At 32.8% G+C, this 22,963-nt stretch carries 22 protein-coding genes and 1 pseudogene; 21 read left to right on the plus strand and 2 right to left on the minus strand.

The genetic code is table 11. The features are described from left to right. Positions 1–3 precede the first annotated feature (3 nt). Positions 4–138 carry a hypothetical protein gene (locus JOC28_RS10805; protein ID WP_275582118.1) on the minus strand — a complete coding sequence of 45 codons (135 nt, stop codon included), beginning with the start codon at positions 136–138 and terminating at the stop codon, positions 4–6. A gap of 2 nt (positions 139–140) precedes the next feature. Further along, entirely contained in the window at positions 141–830 is a 690-nt protein-coding gene (locus tag JOC28_RS01730; protein WP_205008924.1) for an XRE family transcriptional regulator, read from the minus strand. A 367-nt stretch (positions 831–1,197) separates the two neighbouring features. Between JOC28_RS01730 and JOC28_RS01735 the strand changes: the two genes are divergently transcribed. The 21 genes and pseudogenes from JOC28_RS01735 to yhbY all read left to right on the plus strand — a co-directional run bounded on the left by JOC28_RS01735 (position 1,198) and on the right by yhbY (position 22,605). Next, a complete protein-coding gene (locus tag JOC28_RS01735) occupies positions 1,198–1,551 on the plus strand; it encodes a hypothetical protein (RefSeq protein ID WP_205008925.1) in 354 nt (117 codons plus the stop codon). A 9-nt stretch (positions 1,552–1,560) separates the two neighbouring features. Further along, positions 1,561–1,926 carry a MobC family plasmid mobilization relaxosome protein gene (locus JOC28_RS01740; RefSeq protein WP_205008926.1) on the plus strand — a complete coding sequence of 122 codons (366 nt, stop codon included), beginning with the start codon at positions 1,561–1,563 and terminating at the stop codon, positions 1,924–1,926. Further along, positions 1,913–3,776, plus strand: a pseudogene (locus JOC28_RS01745) (SAG1250 family conjugative relaxase). The gene JOC28_RS01740 and the pseudogene JOC28_RS01745 overlap by 14 nt, the downstream one beginning before the upstream one ends. A gap of 166 nt (positions 3,777–3,942) precedes the next feature. Next, positions 3,943–5,841: a type 2 lanthipeptide synthetase LanM gene (gene lanM / locus JOC28_RS10665; RefSeq protein ID WP_239548787.1), complete on the plus strand. Its 1,899-nt coding sequence runs from the start codon at positions 3,943–3,945 to the stop codon at positions 5,839–5,841. A 15-nt stretch (positions 5,842–5,856) separates the two neighbouring features. Continuing rightward, a complete protein-coding gene (locus JOC28_RS10670) occupies positions 5,857–6,894 on the plus strand; it encodes a lanthionine synthetase LanC family protein (protein ID WP_239548789.1) in 1,038 nt (345 codons plus the stop codon). A gap of 12 nt (positions 6,895–6,906) precedes the next feature. Beyond that, positions 6,907–9,030, plus strand: coding sequence for a peptidase domain-containing ABC transporter (locus JOC28_RS01755; protein WP_205008927.1), 2,124 nt, complete (start codon positions 6,907–6,909; stop codon positions 9,028–9,030). Positions 9,031–10,044: 1,014 nt separating this feature from the next. Next, entirely contained in the window at positions 10,045–10,227 is a 183-nt protein-coding gene (slmA, locus tag JOC28_RS01760) for a salivaricin M family lantibiotic (RefSeq protein WP_205008928.1), read from the plus strand. A gap of 131 nt (positions 10,228–10,358) precedes the next feature. Continuing rightward, entirely contained in the window at positions 10,359–10,541 is a 183-nt protein-coding gene (slmA, locus tag JOC28_RS01765; RefSeq protein ID WP_205008929.1) for a salivaricin M family lantibiotic, read from the plus strand. A gap of 83 nt (positions 10,542–10,624) precedes the next feature. Continuing rightward, positions 10,625–10,807, plus strand: coding sequence for a salivaricin M family lantibiotic (gene slmA / locus JOC28_RS01770; RefSeq protein WP_205008930.1), 183 nt, complete (start codon positions 10,625–10,627; stop codon positions 10,805–10,807). A gap of 87 nt (positions 10,808–10,894) precedes the next feature. Then, entirely contained in the window at positions 10,895–11,071 is a 177-nt protein-coding gene (slmA, locus tag JOC28_RS01775) for a salivaricin M family lantibiotic (RefSeq protein ID WP_017648786.1), read from the plus strand. A gap of 30 nt (positions 11,072–11,101) precedes the next feature. Continuing rightward, positions 11,102–11,209, plus strand: coding sequence for a QVPTGV class sortase B protein-sorting domain-containing protein (locus JOC28_RS01780; protein ID WP_017648787.1), 108 nt, complete (start codon positions 11,102–11,104; stop codon positions 11,207–11,209). A gap of 418 nt (positions 11,210–11,627) precedes the next feature. Continuing rightward, entirely contained in the window at positions 11,628–12,362 is a 735-nt protein-coding gene (locus tag JOC28_RS01785) for an ABC transporter ATP-binding protein (protein WP_205008931.1), read from the plus strand. 11 nt (positions 12,363–12,373) lie between these two features. Further along, a complete protein-coding gene (locus JOC28_RS01790) occupies positions 12,374–14,392 on the plus strand; it encodes an ABC transporter permease (protein WP_205008932.1) in 2,019 nt (672 codons plus the stop codon). A 176-nt stretch (positions 14,393–14,568) separates the two neighbouring features. After that, the gene (locus tag JOC28_RS01795; RefSeq protein WP_205008933.1) at positions 14,569–16,143 is read left to right on the plus strand and encodes a sensor histidine kinase; all 1,575 of its coding nucleotides are present in this window, start codon (positions 14,569–14,571) and stop codon (positions 16,141–16,143) included. Next, positions 16,124–16,720 carry a response regulator transcription factor gene (locus tag JOC28_RS01800; RefSeq protein ID WP_205008934.1) on the plus strand — a complete coding sequence of 199 codons (597 nt, stop codon included), beginning with the start codon at positions 16,124–16,126 and terminating at the stop codon, positions 16,718–16,720. The genes JOC28_RS01795 and JOC28_RS01800 overlap by 20 nt, the downstream gene beginning before the upstream one ends. A gap of 107 nt (positions 16,721–16,827) precedes the next feature. Next, on the plus strand, positions 16,828–17,049 hold the full coding sequence (locus JOC28_RS01805) for a helix-turn-helix domain-containing protein (protein WP_205008935.1): 222 nt from the start codon (positions 16,828–16,830) through the stop codon (positions 17,047–17,049). A gap of 492 nt (positions 17,050–17,541) precedes the next feature. Beyond that, the gene (locus JOC28_RS01810) at positions 17,542–19,317 is read left to right on the plus strand and encodes a recombinase family protein (protein WP_205008936.1); all 1,776 of its coding nucleotides are present in this window, start codon (positions 17,542–17,544) and stop codon (positions 19,315–19,317) included. A 151-nt stretch (positions 19,318–19,468) separates the two neighbouring features. Beyond that, on the plus strand, positions 19,469–20,035 hold the full coding sequence (locus JOC28_RS01815; protein WP_205008937.1) for a GNAT family N-acetyltransferase: 567 nt from the start codon (positions 19,469–19,471) through the stop codon (positions 20,033–20,035). Between the two features lie 457 nt (positions 20,036–20,492). Beyond that, positions 20,493–21,020: a YqeG family HAD IIIA-type phosphatase gene (locus tag JOC28_RS01820; RefSeq protein ID WP_205008938.1), complete on the plus strand. Its 528-nt coding sequence runs from the start codon at positions 20,493–20,495 to the stop codon at positions 21,018–21,020. A gap of 129 nt (positions 21,021–21,149) precedes the next feature. After that, positions 21,150–22,271: a ribosome biogenesis GTPase YqeH gene (yqeH, locus tag JOC28_RS01825; RefSeq protein ID WP_205008939.1), complete on the plus strand. Its 1,122-nt coding sequence runs from the start codon at positions 21,150–21,152 to the stop codon at positions 22,269–22,271. Positions 22,272–22,290: 19 nt separating this feature from the next. Continuing rightward, positions 22,291–22,605 carry a ribosome assembly RNA-binding protein YhbY gene (gene yhbY / locus JOC28_RS01830; RefSeq protein ID WP_205008940.1) on the plus strand — a complete coding sequence of 105 codons (315 nt, stop codon included), beginning with the start codon at positions 22,291–22,293 and terminating at the stop codon, positions 22,603–22,605. Positions 22,606–22,963: the final 358 nt, after the last annotated feature.

Genomic DNA, 22,963 nt, shown 5'->3' on the forward strand with positions numbered 1-22,963 from the left:
TTTTTACCTCGCTTTTAGTTTTTTCAGTTCATCGATAACTTCATTGATACAATCGGTCACATCGTATTCTTTCAAATCAAGTGTAAGAATAATGCGATTATTCTTAAGATAAATCATTTGTTTAACTGTACTAGACATTGTTATCCTCCAATAACAGGCATAAAATGACCGACAACGACACCAACAATTTGAGGATTATCCTCATATGGAATAAACCGCTCTTTGTGAAGTGGGTTTAAAGAGACCATACGAAAGCCTGTTTCTTCACGATAGAGTTTCTTTATATAAACATTATCATTCCATGATAAGGCATAAACTGCCCCATCATAATCAAAACCATTTGCACGGATAAGGGCAACCTCTCCGCTTTGATAAACAGGCTCCATAGAGTCACCCTTAATCCAAGTCGCAATATCATAGCCAGTTTGTTCAATTTCAGAATAGACGATTTCTGTCTCGTATTCATCAAAAAGACTTTCTCCTGGACCAGCTGATAGAGCGACTTCAGATAGAACTTCAACAGCAAAGAGTGGGACCACTTTGTTTTTGTTCTGCTCTTCCAATAAATTTTCGACAAAGGAGTCTGCTTTTTTACGGTTTTCTTGGGATAGTTGAAGGTAGTTTGAAATGATGTCAAACTCAGATTCAAAGTAGGTTTCAGGAACTTTCAAAATAAGAGACAGTGCTGTCAGATTTTTCTGATTGGGTACTGTCTTCCCATTTTCCCAGTTATGATAGGCAGTACGATTAACCCCTAATTCATTGGCGATAGCAGTTTGAGATAAGCCCAATTCAGTTCGCTTTGCCTTGAGTCTTTCTTTTGAAAACATTTTATACCCTCTTGTTAATCTATAACTTAACAAAAATTATAACAGATGTTTTTAAATTTTGGAAGAGAAAATAAGCGGTGTGATAAAATTTCCAAATTTTCCTTGCTATACTTTTTTCAACTCTTGTGAAGTACCTCTTAATTTTTTCAACAGGGGTTTGGGGGCGGAGCCACCAAGTTATCGTATCGTCTAGTCTCTGAAACCGTGGGTTTCGTAGAACTAGGCGATAGATTTTTGGGAAGTTGTGGACACAGCTTCAATGCTCGCAAGTACCCTAAGGAGGCTGAAATCACTAAGTCTATTTTGGGCTGACGCTGTCTGCCTGTCTGACGCTGTCAGTACCGATGGTTTAGAAAGGAAAAATAAAATGAAACAGGATAGACGCTTGATCCGTAAGCAATTTCGATTGACGAAAGAGGAAGAAAAAATCATCCAAGGACAGATGGCTAGAAAAAATGTGCTTAGTTTTTCGGAGTTTGTTCGTAAAAAGGTATTGGAGGAGGAGAGAATAGACACTCAAACCCTCAGTTACCTGTTGCTTTTTCAAACAATCAGTAACCTTGCCAAGGATATTCATCGTGTTCAAGTATTAGTAGAGCAGAAAGATATAGAGGTTGGAGAGAGTCTTTCGCTCATACTGAAATGTGTTCAGGAATTGCTCTCAGAAATAGAAAGTTTCTTGCCTTTGAGTGCAGATTTTAAAAATAAGTATTTACGTTAGGAGGTACTAATGGCTTATCGTTACCGCAATCATTTAAAAAAAGTTTTTCTATCTGATGAAGAGCTAAATACCTTAAATCGTCTTATTGCAAAAAGTGGCTGTTCCACATTTTCAGATTATGCTCGTTTAGTCTTACTAAATCCTACTGAAAAATTTATAACCATTCAGGATAATAGTTTTAGCGATTTAGTCATGCAGTTAAAACGAATTGGAAATAATATTAACCAAATCGCTCATCATGTGAATCAGAGTCATTTAATCTCGAAAGATGATGTAGATAGATTACATGAAGCTGTAAAGGAGTTGATTACTGAGGTTGAAAAACAATACACACTCAAGCTTGAAAAGTTGAGGTCTTATTATGGTCATCACTAAACATTATCCTATCTATGGGACAAAGCATCGAAGACGCTTAATCAAATATATTTTAAATCCTGATAAAACGAACCAGTTTAAATTACTTTCAGACTATGGCATAAGTCATTACTTGGATTTTCCGATTTGGGAAGATTTAGTTGAAATGTATCATAGTAACTGTTTAAACAATGATAAACTCTATGAGAGACGTGGTCAGTATGTCGAGCATCTTAAGAAAAATATTCATGCCCATCATCTGATTCAGTCCTTCTCACCAGACGATCCCTTAAGCCTAGAAGAGATTCATCGTATCGGTCATGAAGTCGCAATGGAATTAACTGGGGGACAGTTTAAGTTTATTGTGACGACTCATATTGATAGGTCTCATGTTCATAATCATATTATGATAAATGCCATAGACCAAAATTCATTTAAGAAATTCGTTTGGAACAAGAAAATGTACCAGAATTTTAAACACATTTCAGACCGTATTTCTAAAATAGCTGGTGCAAAAATTATAGAACCCAATCGTTATTCGCATAAACAGTTTGAAGCTTATAAGCGAAGTAATTGGGGTTATGAACTCAAACAGAGGCTTTACTTTCTTATGGAGAACTCAAAGAATTATGAGGATTTTTTTAGAGAAAGCAAAGGCGCTGCATATCAAGATGGATTTTAGTGGTAAGCATGCCACTTTTTTTATGACTGATAGTGAGATGAAACAGGTCATTCGTGGGAATAAACTCAATAAGCGTCAACCTTACAGTAAGGAATATTTTCAGCACTATTTTGCCAAAAAGGAAATTGAACAGATCCTAGAATACCTCTTGCCAAGAGTAGAGAGTTTTGAAGAGCTACAAGAAAAAGCAAAAGAACTTCACTTAGTAATCAAACCTAAACAGAAGTATGTGGACTTCGTATGGCGAGGGATAATGATTTCAAATCAAGCCCTGAGTAAGAAGGAGATGTATGATTTGGATTATTTTGAGACGTATTTTTCTGACATAGGAACAAGAATTCCTTTATCTGAACAATGGATAAGTGATTTCATTCTTCATCAAGAAGATGAGAATGAAAATGTAACCTCCTTAGAAAATATTGTTAGTGCTTTTCAAGAATTTAAAGCAAAAAGAGATGCCGTCCATGAGTTTGAAGTTACATTGGTAGACCATCAAATAGAAAAAGTTGTTCAAGACGGTATTTTTATTAAGGTCGGTTATGGTATCGGAAAGGAAGGCTTGGTCTTTATACAGAATAGACAACTGGATATTATTGAAAAGGATAGGGAAACCCAGTATAGAATCTATCTTAGAGAGACTGCTCAATTTTTTCTTTACAACAAAGAAAAGTCGGACTTAAATCGCTTTATTCGTGGGAGAGAATTGATTCGACAACTAGGAGAAGAAAGTCAACTGATACCAAAACAAAGAAGAGCTAGTCTAGAAACAATCAAAGAGAAACTCGAAGAAGTGAATCTCCTAGTTGAACTAAATGTCCAGGAAAAGTCCTATATCAACATCAAGGATGAACTGGTTTTAGAAATTGCCACATTAGATTTAGCCATTTCAGAAACCAATCAAAAAATCGCTACCTTAACTAAGATAGCGGAGTGTCTCGTCAATTTAGAAAGCGAAGATAGTGAGAGTAGACGATTAGCACGTTATGATTATGGCAGACTAAATCTCTCAGCAGCAATCAAACTAGACAAAGTGGAAAAAGAAATTTCAGACCATCAAAGCGACTTAGAAATGAAGATTGATGCCTATGAGCATAGTGTAAGGCGTTTAGAGAAGTTTATAGCAATATTGAATGATAGAGTAAGATACAATCAGATTCAAGAAAAGAAGGAGGAGAGAGATTTAGAATGAGGTTTAGTAGCCGTAGCTATTAGTCCATATTATTGAATTGCAACAACAATAGTGTACAGTGCTAATTTCTTACATCTCTATCTAACGTATCTTTAAAAGTGCACATTTTACTCATTTTAGATATCGTAAAATTTGTTAACCTAGTGTTAATAAGGAGGTATTTAATATGTCTAAAGTTTCAAAAAAATGGTTGAAGTTATTTAATCACGTTACGAATAACACACAACTGGATATGTTTTTAACATCAATTTCTGGTGAAAGTCTAACTGAGTGGGAGAACAGACATAGGATCTATGAGCAAGAGGAAAAATACAATACCACACGAGAATTAAGTGAAATTCAATGGGAATTATATGAGCCACAGGATAACTTGAGGCATAACATTCACTGGCTAGATTTATTTAAACCAGTTTGCTTAAAATATTTAGAAAAACTATCGATTTTTCTAAATAATACTATTTCTATTCAAGATAAAAAGCAGTTTTTTATAGAGATTGAATCAACTTTTTTTGAAATTTGCATGAATATTAGCTACCGAACAGTTATTTTAGAAATCAATAATTTGAGACGGTCTAGTCGTCTGATTGGGAAAGATAGTAAAGAGCGATATGATTACTTTATAAATACTTTATTACAAAATCGAAATTATATTCTGGAGTTCTATAATAAATATCCGGTATTGTATGAACTGCTAGATAAAAAACTGTCTAATACTTTTGAGTATGTGAAGCTGATTATTACTCAATTTGAGAACAGTAAATTATCTATTGAAAGTTATTTCAATCTTTCTAATCTGGTATTATCAAAAATACACTTTAATGTAGGAGATACTCATTCAGATGGTAAAAGTGTTTGCATTTTAGAGTTTGACAATGGTAGAAAGTTAGTTTACAAACCGAGAAATATGTCTGTAGATGTCAATTTAGACTTATTTGCTAAGGAGTTTTCAGACACTTTTGATCTGCCAAATGTGTTATTCATCCCAAGGACTTTTAGCAAAGATAGTTATAGTTTTGTAGAGTTTATACAAGAAAAGGAATGTAACTCAATTCAAGATGTCAAAACATATTATAACAATATGGGGAAGCTACTTGCTTTTCTTCATGTTTTTGGTGCAAAGGACTATCATGGAGAAAATATTTTAGCTCATCAATCAGCTCCATTTCTTATTGATAATGAGACCATTTTGCACCTTAATGAAAATGAAATAATAACTTCTAACATCCAAAATATATACGACTATGTAGCTAATTCTGTATATAGTGTAGGGATTCTACCAATGACATTATATTCTATCAATAATGATAAAGGTATGGAAGTTGGTGCTTTGAATTCTGGAGAAAGACGAGAATCTCCTTATTTGACACATCAATTAGCTAATGTTGGTACAGATGAAATCAGGATAGAGAAAGTATTTAAAGAAGTAGGTGACTTTCCAAGTACTGTAAGGTATAAAGGAAAAACCGTGTCTTGTTCTGAATATCGAGAATGTGTTCATCAAGGGTTTGAAACAATCTATAAAATAATTTTAAATAACAAAGATAAAGTAATTGAAATGATTACTAAATATTTCAAAGATTGTGAAACAAGATATATCTACAGAAACACAAATATTTATGTCCAGTTTTTGGAAACTAGCCATCACCCAGATTTATTAAAAAACAAATATGATTTTGAAATGTATTTGCTGAGGTTGTTTGAATATGGTGATGTTGAGATTGAGTTTGATAGAATAATGATAGAAGATGAAATAAGTCAGCTTAGAAAGGGAGATATTCCGATTTTTTATACAAATTCATCCCAAAATAAAATCTATAATGGAATACATTCGCATCTATTTACCTTAGATGGAAGTAGTATTTTAGAAAAAGTATTAAGTAGAGTATCGAATTTATCAGAAAAAAATTTACTAAGGCAGAAAAGAATAATAAACATGACCTTTATGGGTAGTGAATTATTTTTAAAGAATCGTGAAGAAAGTAACGAAAAGAATTTAAATCTTAAATCAAGTTTTATTGATCATATTATGTCTGCAAGATTTGAATTTGATGGTGAAAGTAGCTAGCTGAGTATGCTAGCAATGAATAAGAATTACGATATTTCTCCAATGGACTATAGTTTATATAATGGAACTTCCGGAATGATTTTAGGGATTAGTAGTATAAAAGATGACAGATTACAGTCTATTTTACCAGGAGTTGTGAGATATACAAATAATTATGTACAAAATTACTGTCAGGATGAGTTTCTTCCTCATAAATTGGGAGCATTTACTGGCATCTACGGCTATTTATATACATTATGTACCTTAAAACAAAAAGGAATTGCTCTTATTGAAAATCAAGAAGAACTAATTAAAAAAATTCTGTTATCTACATATGATTCTATACAAAAGCTAGATAATTTAGATATTATTGGAGGTCTTTCAGGGATTCTTGCTGTCTTGATAAAGATTAAAGAGGTAACTAGTAATTATTCTGATATTAGTAATTTAGCTGATACTATGGCTAAAGATATTGTAAAACGATTAATAATAGCTTATAGAGAAAAGGGATACTGGGTTGAGAATGATCCTGGCTATGCGCATGGAGATTATGGGGTTATTGCTCAATTATTTAAATACTCTAAACTTCTAGATGAAAGATCTAAACTAAAAAAGACTATTGTTTTTTGTATTCAGGGGTACCTTGAGAATGAGCGTTCACAATTAGGTAGAGAAAAAGTTATTCCCTTGAGGGAAAATGCTAAGTATTACTCTTGGTGTAACGGGATTGTGGGGATTATTAAAGTGAAACACTATTTGCTGCTCAATGGATTCCCAGATCCATACTTAGAAAAAGAAGTTGACTATTATTCGAAAGAAGTGTTATCACATCAATTAAATTTTGAAAATTCAATTTGTCATGGTAATGTAGGAAATTTAGTAATTGTAGCTTCTATTTTAGGTGAATCCGATGCATTGGTGGAAAAAATAGCTTCTGAGAGCAGCTCATATTTTTTTGATAAGATAGCTTTTGAGTGTGATGATTGGGGAGTTTTAACCGGTGAATTGGGGATACTAATGGCAAACTATGAATCAGGTAGAAAAATGTTGAATGAGATTTTGCTTTTAAATTAATGGGAGATGGAGATGAAAAGAAAGATACCTTTTATTGAACAACACCAGAAGACAGAGTGTGGTTTATGTTGTGTAGCGATGGTATCAAGTTACTATGATCACGAAATTACTATTAAAGATTTGAGAAATCTTAAGGAAACAGGGAGAGATGGAACTAGTTTTCATAATTTAATAGATCTATTAGAGAATATAGGATTTGATGTAAAATCTTTCCGTTTTCCGAAGGAACAAATTGATAGCTTCCCCAAGATAAAGGTTCCAGCTATTGCGTTGTGGGAGAGTAAACATTTCGTTGTCATCGAAAAAGTTACCTCAAAACATGTTTGGATAGTTGATCCAGAATTAGGCAAATTAAAATATGATTTGATAGAATTTTCAGAAGGCTTTTCTGAATATCTGATTAGTATTATAAATTATAAAAATGTCGAAAAAAAGAAGTCAAAAGAGAGCTATATTAGTGTTTATCAAAAATTATGGCTGTCTTGGCACTACTTCCTCCCGCTACTACTTGTAACATTGGCAAGCTACGCAGTAAGTTTTATTCTGCCAATATGGATACAACAAATTATAAATAGAGTTACGGCAGGGATTAAGCTTAGTCAGTCTAACATGGTTGTATATATTATATTATTCATATTGATTTATTTTGCAATTATGTTAGGGCAACGTTATCTTTCTGTTAATTTAACTAATGATATAGATAATAGATTAAATAACAGTGTAATTAAACGTTTATTTAAATTACCTTATAAGTTTTTTTCAACAAGAAGTAGTGGTGATCTGATTTATTCAATAAATGGTTTAGTCAGAATTAGGCAATTATTTACGAATCAAGTCATATTGGGGATACTTGACGTAGGATTTGTGATATGTATCTTAGTGTATTTTGCCTATGTAGATCCGATAGTTTCTATCTTGGCATTGTTGCTATTATCATTAAATTTGTTATTACTGTTATCAACAAAACAGAATTTAGAGCAAAAAAGTAAAGCTTTTATTATAGCTCAAAATGATCTTCAAAATAAACAAATTGAGATGATTTATTCTATGATGGGAATAAAAATGGAGGGATTTGAGAGACAAACGTATGAGCAGTGGAATCATTATCTTAACAGATATTTGTATAGGTACAAGCATAGTGAAATATTTTCAGGAATTGTAAATTCATTATTTACAATTATTACTTTTATATCACCATTTATTCTATTATTTGTTACGCTTATAACTAGTGAGCAACCAGTGGTGCCAATAGGAGGAGCATTTGCGATATATTCACTATCGAATTTACTATTTAGCAAAGTTAATAATATCTTTGATACGATTGTATCATTTTATAATAGCAAAACATTCTTGTCTCGCATTGTAGAAATACTAGAGGAAGATGTAGAGGAAAATGGTGCCACAAAACATGACTTAAGTGGCTCAATAAAACTTCAGAATGTTTCTTTTTCATACACGAAAGACAGTAAAAAGGTACTTTCTGATATTAGTATTGATATTAAGAAGGGTGAAAAAATATCGATTGTTGGAGCATCTGGTTCAGGTAAGAGTACTCTTTCGAAACTATTGATAGGCCTATTTCCTCCAACATCTGGGAAAATTTTATTTGATGATTTTGACTACTATTCTTTAGATAAACAGTATCTTCGTCAGCAAATAGGTATTGTTCCACAAGACATGACCTTGTTTAATAAGACTATCTTTGAGAATATCGCTGGAGATTTTTCGGTTTCACAGGAAGAAATGATTGAAGTCTGTAAACTTGTTAATATTCATCATGAAATTATGGAAATGCCAATGGGATACAATACGCTAGTTTCAGAAATGGGCATGAATCTTTCTGGTGGTCAACGTCAACGCATAATATTGGCACGAGCATTAATAAAGAAACCTAAAATAATTTTATTGGATGAGGCTACAAGTTATTTAGATAATATTAATGAAAAAGAAATTATGCAGAGATTCAAAGAGCAAAAGATTACTATAATTGTAATAGCACATCGTCTATCTACAATTATTGACTCTGATCAAATTTTTGTAATGGAAAAAGGTAAGATTGCAGAGACAGGGAAACATACGGAATTGTTGGAATTAGAAAACGGTTTTTATCAAAAACTTTATCAGATGGATTACTAATTATATAGAGGAGAGTAAGGTACAATCGTGATTGTGAAGAAAACGGTTTTGTTATTCAATCTCTGTATATTGTTAATTGAAATAAGAGTATAACGGAAGTGCCTCACGAAAAGTATCGCAATTTGGCAATACTTTTCTGAGGTATTTTTGATGTGAGTCTATGTTCTCTTGATAGGATTATACCCCGTTGGGTACAGAGGGAGTGAGGCTGGACAAAAAACTAAAATTTTAGCCTAAAATTAAAATTTGAATATTAAAAAATAGCTTAGAATCAATGTTTTTGACAACATAGTTATAAGCTTTTTCTAGATTTAAAGACTTTTTGTTCAGTCTCAATTCACAAGAAATTTAGTCTACTCTTCCTATGAAACTTTATATTGTCCATGATTATAACTAAAGGTGTATCTAAAGTGAGAAATAAGATTTTTTAGAACCAGGCTTCGAAAAAGTTATTAGTCATAGTATCTTTGTAAGTTATCGTAGTTATAAGCTAATTATTTATGAGAACTGCAATTAAAGAAATTTGCTGGTATCTTGCTTTCAGGAACCTTATCTTTTATCAACGGAACTTTAAAGGAGCAACAGTATTCTTGATAGAAATAGATCTCAAACCTTATTTCATCGATTTACTATAATTAACTAGAATAGTTGAATTCTCTTGCATAGTGGGAATGAGAGTTTTCAGAGCTCCTGAGACTAGTGATGTTTTATTTATCATAAACAATTATAGTACAGAACTTATTATGTAAAAACTGCCAGGAACCACAGAAAGTTAGACCTGCGATATTATTAAAGTGAAAATATATTGTATTGTTAGACTATTTCTAACAATCTTTTTTGTGGAAAGAAGTCTATGTAGATTAGGTTGTTTCTAATCAAAAAATTAATAAAAAGAATGAAATACTCTCAAAAAGTGCTAAATTTTGCGTGATTTACTCATTTTGAAAACATAAATAAGGTGTATACTACTTAATGTAAAGATGATCATCTTAAAAATAAGAAGGAGGTAACCCTATGGTAAAGAACACTAATCACCCTGAGATTGATTCTTTAGAGTTTGAAGTTGAAAATCAAGAGCTTGAAGGGAAATCAGGTTCAGGCTGGTTTACAGCTGTTCAACTAACAGCAGCAGGTCGATGTGGACGTTGGTTTACAGGTTCATACGAATGTTCGTCAAATAATGTTAAATGCAGATAAATTAAATACTGTACTAGAAGTAGGCTGCTTACTTAAAAGCATATTAGGGATCTATCCGAACTATATGAAGATAAGCAACGATTTGAAGGTATGTTCTTGAACACATCAAGTAGAAAAAGGAGTTAAGTATTATGAAAGAGAAGAGAAATAAACATGAAATTGATAGCCTTGATTTTGAAGTCAAAAATCAAGAGCTTGAAGGGAAATCAGGTTCAGGTTGGTTTACAGCTGTTCAATTAACAGCAGCAGGTCGATGTGGACGTTGGTTTACAGGTTCATATGAGTGCTCATCCAATAATGTTAAATGTCGTTAAAGAATAGGCTATTGTAATTTATTTTTATAAATAACCTTTGATTGTTATGAAAAAATAACTAGGAAATCTATGGAGTGTGAACTATGAAAAATAAGAAATTCAATACTGAAATTGATACACTTGAATTTGAAATTAGCAGTCAAGAATTAGAAGGAAAATCTGGAACAGGTGGGTGGTACACTGCTTTTAAGCTAACTTTAGCGGGTCGTTGTGGAAGGTGTTTTACATGTTCTTCAGAGTGTACTAGTAATAATGTCCGCTGTTAGGAAACTATAGTTAGAGCAAAACATAGATTTTTCCATGTTATTATTGACAATATAGGTTAATAATGATATATTCACGGAGGAAAACAGATGAAAAAAGAAACTGCTGTTATTGACACATTAGAGTTTGAAATTAGTAGTCAAGAATTGAATGGTAAATCTGCTTCAGGATGGCGTACAGCTATTCGAATGACCAGTCAAGGCCGTTGTGGATGGATTCTTACTCAGTCATATGAATGTACTACACCAAATGTTCGTTGTGGGTAAGATAATTAAGTAAATTTGAAGGAGGATAAGATGGAAGGCATTATTGGAACACTTGAGTTTTATGCTCCTGTAATTGTACTAGGAGTAATTGTTGTAGGGATTGTTTACTTTATGAAGAAACGAAATGATCGAAAATAGATTATTCTCCTTGCTAACTCTATCAGTTTTTTGAAGGTGAAGATACTTTTCGGACAGTAACTAGTCTGAAGTTGCTGTCCGATTTTTAAAGTTATTTAGCTAAAAAAGGATATGTAAAATCAACACTTTATGTTGAAGAAATTTGATAAGGTGATACATAGAGGCAATCGTATGTGGTTTGGTTGAAGCCGATTGTGATTATCTTTTTTGTAGCTCTTTATTTTACAATTTATCATAAAGAAAAAGTAGTGAGCAGTCTTTCCTGTCAGAGATTTTCTCACTACTAATCATAGATTAGTGTAAAAAATAATAGTCTCGAATTTAGAGGTTATTGTTTTTTTCTTTGCACAAATTACTCATGGCAGAGTGGTTCCAATTAACTATAATTATTGTATAGAAAAGAATGGAGGAAAAAGTTATGTCACAGTTAATTGTAAAAGGGGTAAGTAAAACGTTTGGAGAAGGGGAGAGTCTTGTCCATGCTTTATCGAGTATTGATTTGTTAATTGAAAAAGGAGAATTTCTTGCAATTATGGGTGCAAGTGGAAGTGGAAAAACAACCTTATTAAATTGTATATCTACTATTGATAAACCAACTTCAGGTGATATTTTTTTTGAAAATTTCGATATTATCCATGCAAAAGAAAATCAATTAGCTGATTATCGTGCCAATAATATTTCTTATATTTTTCAATCTTATAATTTAGTTGAAACCTTAACCGTTTTTGAAAATATAGTGCTTCCTCTTCAGATTCAAGGAAAGTCTGTTAGAAAATACCAAACAAAAATTAATGACATACTGGAAAAGTTGTCTATTCAGAATTTGAAAAGAAAGTTTCCAAATCAGTTATCTGGGGGTCAACGTCAACGTGTTGCTACGGCTAGAGCGCTGATTGATGATTCAAAATTATTGATTGCTGATGAGCCAACTGGCGCTCTGGATTCTGCTAATTCAGAAAGCTTGATGACCTTACTACAGGAAGTTAATAAAGTTTTTGGTATTACAATTTTATTAGTTACTCATGATCCAGTGGCAGCTAAGTATTCATCGCGAATGGTACTTCTTAGTGATGGAAAAATTACTGATGATATTGAGCGTAAAGGTCTATCGAATGAAGCTTACCTGCAAGAAATATATAATCGTACAAGATAGGAGAAAAAGAAATGTATCCGAAATTAATTTTACGTAATGTATTTAGAAATTTACAGACCTATACAATATACTTTTTAAGTTTAGCATTGATTTACAGCCTTTTATATGCTTTTAATGCTTTACCGAGTCATCCAGTTATGCAGAGTTTGTCAGGAACTAAGGAGATGATGACAACGATTATGTCGCAATATATGGGAATTTTATCATATCTAATACTTGCGGCAGTTACTTTTCTAATCATTTATTCAACGAATTTTGTATTGGGAAGGCGAAAAAAAGAACTTGGTCTTTATGCTACTTTAGGAATGAAGAAGCATCATATTATTGGTACGCTTTTCTTTGAAACGATGTTGGTTAATATTCTTGCTTTATTTCTTGGATTTTCTCTAGGCCTAGTATTTCTGATTATTTTAGCTCATATTGCTTCAGAATTTTTCATGGCAAATTATTTTGGAAACATGATTTATTTTGACATAAAGTCAGTAACTTTACTAATTTATTCATTTTTCTTTACAAGTATTATTGTGGGAGTTATGAATATCCTTAATTTTAGAAAGAAGAATATTATCGCACTAATTCAAGATAATGGTGTAAAAAAATCATTTTTTTTGACGGGAAGTACAATACTTCAAGTATGTATATTTATCATGTCAATACTAGTCATTTCTTCTGGTAATATTTATCTTTCAAATTTTAAACATTTATCAATCTTGAAAGATTGGGGAATTTTATTAGTTTCATTTTTTGTCATATTTGTTATTTTGTTTTATAACACACTAAGTCATTTTGTACTTAGTAGTTTAAGAAGAGTTCCTAATATTTACTTTAAGAACTTAAATACTTTTAAAATTCGCCAATTTTCAAAACAAGTAGATAGTAATTCAGTTACATTATCTGTTTTATCTTTGACTATGACATTAGCTCTTAGCTTGTTGGTATTTAGTGGGAGTGCTTATACTTCGATGAATCATGATTTAAATAGATTCCTTCCTTATGATCTAGATATCCAGAAGTTTGTAGGAGAAGAATATCACTACAATGATAAGACTATAAAAGAAAAATTAAAAGAAGATGGTTTTGATTTTTCAGCCATTAATGTAGAGTTTGAGCATCCAATTTATCAGAGTCAATTGACCTATAAAGATATTATCGATACAAGTCAATTATGGAATCTCGATAAGGCTTTGGGGGATTCACCTGTTAAAATTATCAGCTTATCAGACTATAATCACCTATTAAAAATCCAAGGTAAGAAAGAGACTACCCTCAAAGATAACGAATTTTTAATGAATGCTAACTACAAAGGAACATTATCACAAATCAAAAAATTTTTAGAAAAGACAAGTGGAATAATGATCGGGCAGCAATTATTAGTACCGGCTTCACGAACACCTCTTAGTAATGTTTATTTTGTTACATCAGTTGAAAATAATGATAGAGGGACTTTGGTTGTCCCGGATAGTGTTGCAACTAAATTAACTATTGAAAGTACTCATTATATAGCACTTTATAAGAGTAAAACTGATAAAAGAAAAATAGAAAACTTTTTAGGTAAATGGGTTGAAAAATATTATTTTACAGATAAAAATGGAAATAATTCTGATTTTGTTTATCAAACGAAAGTCAGAGCTTCAGAACTTCAACTTGGTGTAATGGGGGTCATTGTATTGGTAATGATATTTATTGGAGCAATTTTTATCATACTATCATTAAGTATCATATCTCTTCAAACGACAACGAGTGCTCTTGATAGTGTTAATGATTATCACATTTTATACCTTTTAGGTAATCAGTCAAGACAAAATAAAGTACTTTTATTGCAACAAATTATAGGTTATTTTATTGCTCCGTTATTAATAGCTATTCCATTAGCAATTGCGTTAAGTAAGGCATTGCTAGGCTACTTTGAAAATTTTGCTAGTACAACCGTTATAATAGATATAAACTATCTAGGTATTGCTATTTTGCTCTTTTTCATTTATTTGTTACTAACCTATAGGGTAAGTTGGTATATTATCGAAAATAATTAGTTACAACTACTAAGCCTAGTATATTTTTATACGATGCAAGGAGATGAAAATAGTATTTTAGTGTTAACGGAGGAATCAAAAATATACAAAATGACTATATTGTAAGACCAGAATTCAGTTTATTGGTATTCTGGTTTTATGTTATAATGAAAAAAATATTTAAGTGAGTGATGATAATGAAAAAAATTTTAAAATCTATTTCTGAGAATTCTCTATTTATATGGGGATTTACATTGCTAAATCATCTAGTTTTGATGGTTTATGTTTATTACAACATTCCTATAGATTATTCCAGTGATTTTGATCAAAAATTTGTATTAATATTAGTAGTATTAATGATTTTTTCATGTTATATTTGTAATTTTATTTCATTTAGACATAGTGAATTAAAACTATGTTTAATAATGTTGCTTTTTCTTATTAGTTGGCAATCAATTATTAATCAGGGAGTTTGTAATACACTTTTTCACTTTCTAGATATTCTTCATCCTATTAATTCTTTCCTACTTATATATAGTTCTGTTTCCATTATTTTATTGGGAGAAAAAATAGGAAAAGAATTACTAAAGGTTTCGCTTGGCCTTACAGTAGTAACAATTTTTAGCTATTTTATTAGCGATCCCCTTTTCATATTTTTATCTATGTTTACGTCTTTTTTTCTGACTTTAATACCATTACTACTACTTATTTTATATAATAAAGAGTTAAAAAATGTTCTTAGATTACAGAGACGTAACTTAATAGTACTTGCTATAGTACTTCCATTCTCTTATATTGGGTTGTACATAAATACCACAGGAACTAGTTTCTTAAATTTAATTTGGTATGTTGAAATTGTTTCTATTTTAGCATTTTTACATTTAAAAACTATTTTTATTTCGTTTCAGAGCAAAGTATATGAATTGAAATTTTCATATATAAAGGCTTTTATGCGTCTTTTTATTGCAGTAAGCTCTTTATTGTTATTCTCTTTTATTATTTTTCGCTTGAGTTTATCTCTTAGTTTCCTTTTTACTAATATTCTATTACTCATATTTGGACTTTGTACAGAAGAATTTATTAGATTATTTAAGTCCTCTGATATGAAAGGCGCAACAGACTATTTAATTGTTCTCTTCTTAAAAAGGAATAAGATGGTAAAAAATCTACTTTCTAACGAAGATACAGAACAGCAATTTTCAGAATTTTTGCATAACGAAATCCTACAAAATGTTATAGCTATCAAAAATTTCAATACCTATAGTGCTAACAAAACATTTGGAAATCAAATCAATCTTGTTTCTGAAGAGTTGGTTCAACGTATTCGAGAGCGAATAGATTATTATCAACCGATGAATGACGCTGACGAATTATTAAATACAAAGTATCGGGCTCTCATCGATAGAATACAGAGACGGTATAAAACCAAGCGGGAAGTAGATGTGAATTTTCCAGTTAATTTTTCATTAATCTCACCCTACGATAAAATCGTTTATCGTTTTATAGAAGAATTGATGACAAATGCTATAAAATATTCTAGTGAAGGAACAATTTTTTTGAATATTGAAGTCAGAGATGATTGCATTTTCTTAACTTCTGAGAATAAATTTAGTTCGAAAGAATCTTCTTTAGGATATGGATTAAAAAATATATCGAATAGACTAAGCGTCTTGGGAGGAAAAATAGATGTGTTAAAAGAAGGAATGACTTTCCATGTTAACATTGTCTTGCCAATTGATAAGGAGTTATGTTATGAAGATTTTGTTAATTGATGATCATAAATTATTTAGTCAAAGTATCAAAATGATTTTAGAGTTATCAGAGAAGATTGATTCAGTGGATTTGGTAGATGAATTTGTAGCTCTAACTGATATTAATTACAATCAATACGATATTATTTTGATTGACATTAATCTAACTAGTATTTACCAAGATGATGGTTTAATGTTAGCACAAAATATTATTGAGAGTGGTTGTAATAGCAAGTTAGTAATTTTAACAGGTTATAGTAAAAAAATGTATGAGTATCGAGCAAAAAGTATAGGGGTATCTGGTTTTTTGGATAAAAGTATAGATCCAGAAGAGTTGATGCAAAAATTACTAATAATTTATAGTGGAGGAACCTTCTTCTCAAACGAAATAATAGTTGATGTTTTAACTTCACGAGAAATTGAAATTTTAGAATTTATAAGAAATGGTCTAACAATTGATGAAATTTGTGAAAAGGTTTTTGTAAGCAAGAGGACTATTTCAAATCACTTGTCGAATATTTTTTCAAAATTAGAAGTAACTAATCGACAGGAAGCTATTTATATTGCTGAACAACTTGGCTATTTTTCTCCTGACTAGCAAATTGAGCTAGAGTTTAAAATACTTTATTTACTAATTTATGCCAGTTTGGCATAAATTAAAAGGTCCGTTCTAAAGTTGACTATAATAGCTTTAGGAGTGAACAAATGTATAGGCGATTCAAGGATCTTAGAGAGGATAGTGATTATACGCAAGAATATCTTGCTAATTATTTATCATGTAGCCAATCAGCATATTCTAAAATTGAATCAGGAAGGCGTCAGCTTTCTATTGATTATCTTATTAAATTATCAGCTCTTTATAGTGTTAGCACAGATTACTTATTAGAACTAACTGATTACCCTTACCGCCTCAATAGTCAAAAATAGTCTCTCCTTGTTTGTTCATTGACAACTGAATAAACCAAGGTGGGACTTTATTTATTTGTTGAGCAATTTAGGGGTTTGCGCCAAGAAATGAGCGAAACACACTCTCCTATAAAATATGATAGTTACATATCTGCCATGACACAAATAATGATAATGATACTTCTGAACGTTCAGGCTGCCAGCGTAAAAGGACAGCGGGTGAGATGCCCATGAATGATCTAACCAATCAAACCCACTGAGGATTGAAAATTGAGAGGTAAATAATATGAGAACTATTTTGTTGGAATATCATATGCAAGTATCTATGCTTGAAATCTTGTATAGGAAAAAATTATTAACTGAGGTTGAGTATATAAATATTAAGTCAAAACTTAAAAGGAAATACAAAAATATAATTTAGGGAATACAAAATAGCGGACATATAAGATTGAGCGCGGTAAAATATTTTTTAGGAATTCCAATTTAAGAAGATAGCAAGAGGTTAATTTTTATATGGTTAAACAAATTGAAGTTATTAAAGCTCAAGAAAATGTATGTCGGATAAATGGACAATTAAAGATTACTCAAAAGAGAGTTGCTGCTTACTGTCGAGTAAGTACAGATAGTGAGGATAAGAAAAATAGTTATGAAACTCAGGTAAAATATTATACTGACTACATTTCTCAACGGAAAGATTGGCAGTTGGTAGATATCTATGCAGATGAGGCTATAACAGGAACTCAAGTAGAAAAGCGTTTAAACTTTCAGAGGTTAATTACTGATTGCTTGAATGGGGATATTGATTACATTGTGACTAAAGCTATTTCACGTTTTGCACGTAATACATTAGACACATTAAAATATGTTCGACTATTCAAGGATAAACAAGTTGGTGTATATTTTGAAGAAGAAAATATTGATACTTTAACTATGGATGGAGAACTCCTGTTGACAATCCTAAGTTCAGTAGCACAGCAGGAAGTGGAAAATATTTCAGCCCATGTTAAAAAAGGACTGAAAATGAGGATGCAACGAGGAGAACTTGTTGGAGGACCAAGGTGTCTGGGTTATAATTTTGATTGGAACACTAGAGAAATAACAATAAACAAGGAGGAAGCAAAAGTTGTTCGTTTTATTTTCGATAGGTATTTAGAAGGGATAGGTGGGCGAGTTATTGCACGTGAATTAGAAGAGATGGGGGTTTCTTCTCCAAGAGGAAATAAATCTTGGTCTGATACAACCGTGCTAGGCATTATTAAAAATGAAAAATACAAAGGAGATATTCTTCAGGGAAAAACTTTTACCGTCGATCCAATTAGTAAGAGAAGGTTAGATAATTATGGAGAAGAGGATCAATATTATATCAAAAATAATCATGAAGCAATTATTAGTGAGGAAGACTTTAACAAAGCTCAAGAGATTCGTTTAAAACGTTCAGGGAGACGAGGTAGAATTGGACAGACTTCAGGCAAACCTCAAAGATACTCCAGAATGTATGCGTTTAGTAGCTTACTAGAATGTGGTTTTTGTCAGTCCGTAGTGGCAAGACGATCTTGGCATAGTGGTACAATTTATCATAAAGTTATTTGGCATTGCCAAAGAGCAATTAAAAAAGGGAAAAAATATTGTCCTCATAGCAAGGGAATAAGTGAAAAAGCTATTGAGACAGCGTTTCTTGAAAGTTTTAGATTGTTATATCAGAATAATGATAGTATTGTTGAACTGTTTCTAAATACAGTGGAAGAAGAAATAAGGGACAATTCTTTAGAATTAGAACTTAAGAGGATTGAAAAGAAACTGCAAAAGCTAAAGAATCAAGAACGTGAAATAATAAAAATGAAACTTGAAAATCGAATTAGTGATACCTTGTATGATGAACAGTTTCATGATATTATGAAACAAAATGATAAATTAGTTGAATCAAAACTAAATATTGAAGTAAACTTACGAACTGATGTAGGAGTGAAGGAACGCTTGGAATCATTTTGTAAACTTTTAAAATCAAAACAACTGATTACAGAATTTGATCGTGCAGTTTTTGAGAGTCTTGTTGAAAAGGTAATTTTAGGAGAAGTATTGGATGACGGTACAATAGATCCAGCAAAAATTACTTTTATTTATAAATCTGGAGACGAATCAAAGATGAATGGAAAAATGTTTAAAGACAAACGAAAAAATGCAAGGAAGTCTAGTACAGACACTGAGCAAGAATTGTGTAGTTTTCAAGAAAACAGCAATAAAATTTTGTCTCCTCATTCCACACACAGCAAGGACAGAAGCGGTTGTTAAGTTGATACGCAAGTAATAAAGCTGAAACAGTCTCTCCCCAGATTATTTCAGACCGCACACAACAAGAACAGAAGAGGTTGATAAGTTGGTCTGCAAGAGGTAACAGTTCTGAAAATACTGTTAGATAAAAAGGATAGAGAATGGAGTTTTAATGATTAAGATTAGATTTGTTGAGGCAGATGATGCTCAAGCTTTACTTGAGATTTATGCCTATTATGTGAAGGAAACAGCGATTACTTTTGAGTATGATGTTCCAAGTGTGGCAGAATTTCAGGAGAGAATTAATACCATTTCTTCCTTCTATCCTTATTTGGTAGCTGTTGAGGATGGGCATATTTTAGGCTATGCCTATGCGTCAGCCTTTCATCCGAGAGCTGCCTATGCTTGGTCTGCAGAGAGTACGGTTTATCTGTCAAAGGATGCTCGTGGAAAAGGTGTCGGTCGAAAACTCTATCAACAGTTGGAAGCTGATTTGAAAGCCATGGGGATTCTCAATCTTAATGCCTGTATTGCAACAACTAGCTTGGAAGATGGGCATTTGGATAATACCAGTCAGAAATTTCATGAAGCTCTGGGATTTGATATGGTTGGCAAATTCCATCAGTCAGGTTATAAATTTCAAACTTGGTACGATATGATTTGGATGGAGAAAATGTTAGCAAGTCATGACAAGCCCGTTCAATCTGTTCAGTCCATACATGAGACGAAAAGGTATTAAGTAGCTGTTGAGAAAAACTAACTATTCTTCTTGTGAATTATCTCAAGCTAGACAGAACCATTCCCATTGTTGCATACTCCAGTCCAGACAAGACTTTGCCAAGTCAAAAAACATAAAAATTGCTACAGTAAAATAAGGATTTCACCGTATGAGTATGGGAGGTTATGTTTAGATGCGGCAGCTACTGGGCGAGCAAAGCGAGCACACTACGTTGCTTTTCGCCGTAGTGGAAGTGCTAGAACTGAAAGGTTCTAGCACTAGGGGTTAGCGAGACTTTAGGCTCGCTAAAAAGGAATGGAACGACGAAGTCGGTCGCTTTCGCCCCTCACTACCTAAGAAAAGCAACAAAATATACTAAAAGTACAACAACGGGAATCATTCAGAAAACATTGACTTTTAGCCAAAAGCTGATAACTATGCTATAATAAAGGGTAAAATCTAATTTTTGGAGAAGACAGTGAGTATTGATGATTATAGGCCGACCTTTATGGTTGAGGCTGTTTATGATTTGAAGGCAGAAGATTTGTTGCGTCATGGAATTCATGCCGTTTTGGTAGATTTAGATAATACCTTGATTGCTTGGAATAATCCTGATGGAACACCAGAATTGCGCAAATGGCTTGATGAGATGCAAATGGCAGATATTTCTGTTGTTGTTGTTTCAAACAATAAACACTCTCGTGTTGAGCGAGCAGTGGATCGTTTTGGTGTTGATTTTGTCAGCCGAGCTATGAAACCTTTCACACGAGGTATTAACATCGCTATTGATCGTTATGGCTTTGATCGTGATGAGGTGGCGATGGTTGGCGACCAATTGATGACGGATATCCGTGCAGCTCACCGAGCAGGTATCAAGTCTATCTTGGTTCGCCCTCTGGTAAAATCAGATGCTTGGAATACTAAATTTAATCGCTGGCGCGAACGTCGTGTTTGGGCTAAGTTAGAAGCTAAATACGGAAAAATGATTTATCAAAAGGGTATCTAAATAGAGATAAGATCTAGCAAAAGATTTGAATTTTGGTTAGACCTTGCATCAGAATAACGATTGTCTTACGGTAAGTAGGACTTTGTTATTTAAGAAAACACCCAAAAAGACTAAGGATAGTTCTAAAATATGGAAGATAGTTTATATTGTATCGGTTGTGGAGCTCAGATTCAGACAACTGACAAGGAAAAAGCAGGCTACACACCTGCCAGTTCACTAAAGAAAGCAGAGGAGACAGGAGAGCTATATTGCCAACGTTGTTTCCGTCTGCGTCACTATAATGAGATTGTGGATGTTCACATTACCGACGATGAGTTCTTGAAACTCCTCCATGAAGTTGGTGACAGTGACGCCTTGGTAGTCAATGTTATTGATATTTTTGACTTCAATGGTTCTGTCATTCCTGGTTTGTCACGTTTTGTGTCAGGAAATGATGTTCTTTTGGTTGGAAATAAAAAAGACATTCTGCCTAAGTCGGTCAAGGATGGTAAGGTCACACAATGGTTGACTGAGCGTGCTCATGAAGAGGGCATGCGCCCATTAGATGTTATTCTGACGTCAGCTCAGAATAAACAGGCAATCAAGGACTTGATTGAACGCATTGATAAGCTCCGCAAGGGACGTGATGTCTATGTTGTTGGGGTGACTAACGTTGGTAAGTCAACTCTGATCAATGCTATTATTCAAGAAATCACAGGCGATAAGGATGTTATTACAACCTCTCGTTTCCCAGGGACAACCCTCGATAAGATTGAGATTCCCTTGGATGATGGTTCTTACATCTTTGATACGCCAGGGATTATCCACCGCCACCAGATGGCTCACTATTTGACGGCTAAAAACCTCAAGTATGTTAGCCCTAAGAAGGAAATCAAGCCAAAGACTTATCAACTTAATCCAGAGCAAACCCTCTTTTTGGGCGGATTAGGACGTTTTGATTTTGTTTCTGGTCAAAAGCAGGGCTTCACAGCTTATTTTGACAATAATCTTAATCTTCACCGTACCAAGCTAGAAGGGGCTGACGCTTTTTATGACAAACATGTTGGAAGTCTTCTTACCCCACCAAATAATAAGGAAGTGGCAGATTTTCCAAAATTAGTCCGTCATGAATTTACCATCAAGGAAAAGACTGATATCGTCTATTCTGGACTCGGTTGGATTCGTGTGCAGGGCTCAGAAAGCAATCCAGTTCTTGTAGCAGCTTGGGCACCAGAAGGTGTTGGAGTTGTCATCCGCAAGGCATTGATTTAAATAGAAAAAAGGAAGTAATATGCTTACAAGTAAACAACGTGCGTTTTTGAAATCAGAAGCGCACAGCTTGAAACCAATCGTACAGATTGGGAAAAATGGTCTCAATGACCAAATTAAAACCAGCGTTCGTCAGGCACTTGATGCGCGTGAATTGATTAAAGTAACCCTTCTTCAAAATACTGATGAAGATATTCATGACGTTGCTGAAATCTTGGAAGAAGAAATCGGATGCGACACAGTTCTTAAAATCGGACGCATCTTGATTCTCTTCAAAGAATCATCAAAAAAACAAAACCGCAAATTATCACCAAAAGTGAAAGCTATCAATAAATAAAGTGAATTGAAAAAGGAATCAGGCTGGAAGTTAGCAATGACTTGAACAGATTCCAATAGTTACTCAATTTACAGCAAAGCTCCCATCCTCTTATGCGAATGGAGTGCTAAAACAGTCTGGGAGACTGTTTTAGGTGGGTAATAGAGAAAGCACAGCTTTCATCAAGACAGTCTGGGAGACTGTCTTAGACATTTACCTGATACTTCCGTCGTGATGAAAGTGTAAGAGATGCTTTTATTTAGGCATTTCTTACACTCGAAATATTTGAGACACTAGGCTCAAATATTAGTCATGGAATTCCGCAGGAAGTCGCTGACGTCCGACATCACTTAAGGAAAGTATCGAAAAAGACAAGAAG

It is taken from the genome of Streptococcus loxodontisalivarius, from assembly GCF_016908645.1.
Taxonomy (GTDB): domain Bacteria; phylum Bacillota; class Bacilli; order Lactobacillales; family Streptococcaceae; genus Streptococcus; species Streptococcus loxodontisalivarius.